Source organism: Pseudomonas avellanae BPIC 631 (genome assembly GCF_000444135.1).
In the GTDB taxonomy this organism is placed as follows: domain Bacteria; phylum Pseudomonadota; class Gammaproteobacteria; order Pseudomonadales; family Pseudomonadaceae; genus Aquipseudomonas; species Aquipseudomonas avellanae.
This window is the reverse complement of sequence record NZ_ATDK01000374.1, coordinates 1-4,240: the sequence shown is the minus strand read 5'-3', so window position 1 is coordinate 4,240 and position 4,240 is coordinate 1. Positions and strand designations below refer to the sequence as shown.

At 55.4% G+C, this 4,240-nt stretch carries 3 protein-coding genes and 2 pseudogenes; 1 reads left to right on the top strand and 4 read right to left on the bottom strand.

Going from position 1 to position 4,240, the window contains the following annotated elements; genetic code table 11:
* Nucleotides 1–108 precede the first annotated feature (108 nt).
* Nucleotides 109–561: pseudogene (locus DW49_RS0122285) on the top strand (HD domain-containing protein); the annotation flags it as partial.
* A 214-nt stretch (nt 562–775) separates the two neighbouring features.
* Here DW49_RS0122285 and DW49_RS0122280 read toward each other — a convergent pair.
* The 4 genes and pseudogenes from DW49_RS0122280 to DW49_RS0122265 all read right to left on the bottom strand — a co-directional run.
* Nucleotides 776–1,870, bottom strand: a complete 1,095-nt coding sequence (locus DW49_RS0122280) for a fatty acid desaturase family protein (protein ID WP_005613733.1) — start codon at nt 1,868–1,870, stop codon at nt 776–778.
* On the bottom strand, nt 1,863–2,999 hold the full coding sequence (locus tag DW49_RS0122275; protein WP_005613735.1) for a sterol desaturase family protein: 1,137 nt from the start codon (nt 2,997–2,999) through the stop codon (nt 1,863–1,865). Before DW49_RS0122275 ends, DW49_RS0122280 begins: the two co-directional genes overlap by 8 nt.
* Complete coding sequence (locus DW49_RS0122270) at nt 2,999–3,616, bottom strand: phosphatase PAP2 family protein (RefSeq protein ID WP_005613736.1); 618 nt, start codon at nt 3,614–3,616, stop codon at nt 2,999–3,001. Before DW49_RS0122270 ends, DW49_RS0122275 begins: the two co-directional genes overlap by 1 nt.
* Nucleotides 3,613–4,161 (bottom strand): annotated as a pseudogene (locus DW49_RS0122265) (F390 synthetase-related protein); the annotation flags it as partial. The gene DW49_RS0122270 and the pseudogene DW49_RS0122265, both read right to left, overlap by 4 nt.
* Between the last annotated feature and the right edge of the window lie 79 nt (nt 4,162–4,240).

The following is a 4,240-nucleotide window of genomic DNA, read 5'->3' as shown; positions in this document are numbered from 1 at the left end:
TGCGCTCCGACTGCCTGTCCAAGTGGACGTGGGGCAGGTGTCCAAGTGAGCTTGGAATGAGTGTCCAAATGATCGTGGGCTGAGTGTCCAAGTGTCGTGGAATCCGCAACCCACGTAGCGATGGTTGCCAACGAGTTGATCTTTGCCCATCACGAAGAGTCCGTGGGTGCGTTTGAAGTCGCGCTGCCTGCTGCGTTGCTGCACGATGTGCTCGAAGACACGCCAGTAACTCAGGATCAGCTGGCCGAAGCATTTGGTGCCGAGGTGGCTTCAACGGTGGCGTGTCTGAGCAAGAACCTGATCGTGCCGTTTTCCGAAGCGCTTTACTTCACAGGGATAGCCAGCCACTCCAAAGAAGCAGCGTCGGTCAAGTTGTGCGATCGCATCACCAATCTCCAGTCAGCGCCGTCTACCTGGACGAAGGCCAAACGAGCGTCGTATCTGGTGGAGTCCGCACAGATCCTGGCAGCCTTGGGGCATGCGAACGGGTATCTGCGGCAGCGGCTCAGCGACACGATGGCACGTTACGAGGCGCTGTATGTAGAGGGATTTGAGGGCTGAGTGATGAGTTCGCATCATTGGATCGTGGACGAGGAACTCTGGATAGAGAGGTGCTCTGGCAGATCGAGGAATGCTTACTCTGCACACAGGCTGACGAGCCATTCATGAGTCTTTGCCGCGATGAAAATGATCAGGTCGTCGTGGGTTGCTGGAATGGTGCGGCCTACGTGGTGAATGCACTCCAGAAGCCATCAAGCTTCTGGTTCGGATTTTGTTACATGGTTTTCATCGAATGAGGTGCATGGCCCATCCCGCGCAGAAACTTTCGCTGCTGCCTGAGCAACTCGCGGTAGTCAATACAGCGGTAGTTCATACCGTATTGAGGGGCCAACTCAGCGATGATGTTTGCCAGCGCTGGATAGTGCCGATGTCCCCAGCCGGGGAACAGGTGATGGGTCAGGTGAAAGTTTAGTCCGCCGAACACATGGTGCAGCCAGCGTGGTGATGTTTGCCAGTCACAAGTAGTGGAGAAGTTATGCCGATACCAACCGTGGGGCATCAGAGATGTTTCGGGAGGTTCGTAGAACTCCGCGTCCGCCCAGTGTGTGCCGAGCAGCAGAAAGACCACCCAAAGCGAAGCCAGCATTTGACTTGACAGGTACGCAAGCAGAACGGTTGTCCAACTGCCCTCGGACACCATCAACGGCACGACCAATACCAGCAACAGATGGCATGCCTTGCTGATCAGAAACACCGTCCAACCTTTGCCCCCTGGCAAGATGTTTTTTGCCTTGAGCGGCGTCTTGCCCAGGCGGTCCGACCAGTCAAATATCCAGGCGATATAGGGCAGTGATATAGCGGCAATCAATGGCCAGTAGAGATGTTGATAGCGCATGTGTCCGCGCCAGTCCTGAAAGGGTGATTGCCGCAGGACGCCGTTCTCTTCGGTGTCCAGATCGTAATGTTCGACGTTGGCGTAGGCGTGATGAAACTGCACATGTCTGATACGCCAATAATCAGGATCGATACCCAGTGGCAGTGTCATCAGACGCCCCACCAGCCTGTTGGCCCAAGGTGCCCGGAAAAAAGTATTGTGGGTGGCATCGTGAAACACCATCACATTGAGCAGCATGCCAGTCAGCACAAATATTGAGTAGCCAGCCACAAACCCCCATGCAGTAGGTTGCATCAGGCTCAAGACGTAAAAAGCCCCGCATAGCATGGTGAGGAGCAATGCCGTCAACAGTTGACGGGTATTGGCATATCGATGGTCGTCTGCCAGATAGATGTGTGCCGCGCGCTTGAGCGCGTGATGAAATGCCTGTTCACCATCGGCGGGGAATGACAGGGGCGTGAGTGATTCAGCCATAAGGTTTTTCCACTGGTTTTGCGGCTGATAAGCCTTTACCGCGAGAAGACAGGACTGCCCATGCACTGTGCAGGGCGAGGGCGATCATTGGTAATTGCCAGTAAGTCTGCGCCCAACCGTAATAGCCCAGAAACAGGAGCGGAAGACTTAGGCCAACCAATAGCCAGACTGGAAATCCCCAAGCCCTCGCTTCAGTCATCCCGCCCAGCGCAACGGAGCCGAGCACGAGAAAGCTGAATAACGCGAGCTGCGGCCAACTGATGTCGTCGTAGCCATAGCCGTACTGATAAATGTAGCCCACGACCAGCGTGAACAGCAGTAGCGCGCCACTGAAAATACCAAAACCTGAGATAGCCGTGGGGGCGCTCTTTTTGCTGGGTGTCAGGGACAGTCGCAGGTAGCACAGGAACGGCACATTGCTGGCCCAGAAGGGGTTGGCCGACGAGCGAGGCCCTCCGATTCCGTAGGCGTAGGGCATATTCGGCAGGCTGGCGAACGTACCGAAAAGCTTGTCCCAGAAAATGAAGGTGCCGCCGAAGTTCTTATCGGAATAGGCCCTGTCTTTGATGTGATGCACACGATGATGGGTCGGAGTGACGAAAATCTTTTCCAGCGGGCCCAGCTTGGGTGTCGGCGCATTATGGTTAAAAAACTGCATCGAGTAATGCAGTATCGACACGGCTACAAACACATGCAGTGGTACACCCAACACCGCCAGCAGAACAAAGAACGGAATTGACGTCAGCGACGAATACCACGAGTTACGCACGCCCAATGACAGGTTGAAGTGTTCGCCCTGATGATGCACCACATGGACGGCCCACAGCACCCCAAAGTAATGGTGCAGTCGGTGCAGCCAGTAGAAACAGAAATCCCAGGCAAGTAATGCGAACGCCCACATCAACAGCGGCGGCCAGGTATCCAGCAGGCCCAGGCTGAGGTAGGTGGCTACAAGGCCATAACAAACCACCTCCAGGCCACGAAACAGCCAAAGCACAATGTGTCCGGAATTCAGGTTGAACACCACGTCATGCCAATCGACCGGTTGCCGTCGCACCCACCGTAGAATCACCGCTTCGCCTGTCACCATCAGCAACATGATCACAATCGGAATGGCCAGATCGCTCATTACAGATTCTCCTTGAGTGTGGCTTGCCTGCTTCGGCCGAACGCTTCAATAAGCAAGCCTGCTACAAGTGCGAGCGCCGCACCGCTGGCCACGTCTATAAACAGGTGACGACGCAATTGCAGGATCGAATAGGCGATAGCAGCCACCCACAAAATGAACACGACAGTGCGTACTGTACGCCTTGCAGCGCTGATCCCCCAGACCGCCAGCACCATCAAGGCCATGTGCAGGGATGGCAGGCAATTCTGGGCAGAGTCCACATAGGTCAAGACTGTCAGCAGCATTGAGCTGAGAGTCGTCCCCTCATCGACCGGATAGACCATCGTGGTGGGCCACAACAGATAGATCGTCCCGGCGCACAGGGCCGTAAGGCGCATGGAGCGGGAAAGCCAGCGTACCCGGTGGAGCGGCGTAAGAAAGTAGCCCAGCGGAACAACCACGAAAAACGATAGATACAGCCAGATCGCGTGTGGCGTGAACGCAATCATCCGGTCGAGCGAAGAGGGCGCCATGATTTGGCCGGCACGCTGCAGGTGATCTGTCAGCGTATAAATCAGGCCTACCGAGCCCCAGCCCAGCAGCATCTGCCACAACCTGAATATCACCGGGTTGCTCATGCTTCTGCCTGCCGGACGATACGCCGCCTTTTTCGGTCAAACGCCGGCATCACGGCCTGAACCGTCAGTTGCCATTCAAGTTTCTCAACAGCGATCCCTTGCTGCGCGAATAATGCGACAAGCTCTTTGCAGCAAAGCTCAAGTTCGGTTTGCGTACAGTCTGCAATCAGATGCAACCTGGTCTTTGAGAGCTGAATCAGTCGATAGTCGCTGGTCAGCGGCAGCGCATTGGCGATCGCCCGGCTGCACAGATCAGCAAAAATAACCTGCATCTGACCTTGGTGATCAGACAGTAACAACTGATCATCGCGGCGACCTTCGATCCGGGCAATGGCCATCGAGTGCTGGCCGCATGGGCATGGTTCGGGTTGCCTGACCAGTACATCGTCCAGCCGATAGCGAACAATAGGCTGGGTACTGCGAGTGAAGTCGGTAATTACTGGCGTGAAACGATACTCATCAAGCCATTGCGGCTCAATGTGCACAAACTCTTCGTTCAAATGCAGCGTGCCATGCGAGCACGTGGCGCCCAGAAAACCGGCGGTTTCAGAGGCTGAGTGCAACACCCGGCTATTGAGTTAGGGATGGACTCTCATGATGCTTGGACATCATTTCCGTCATCAT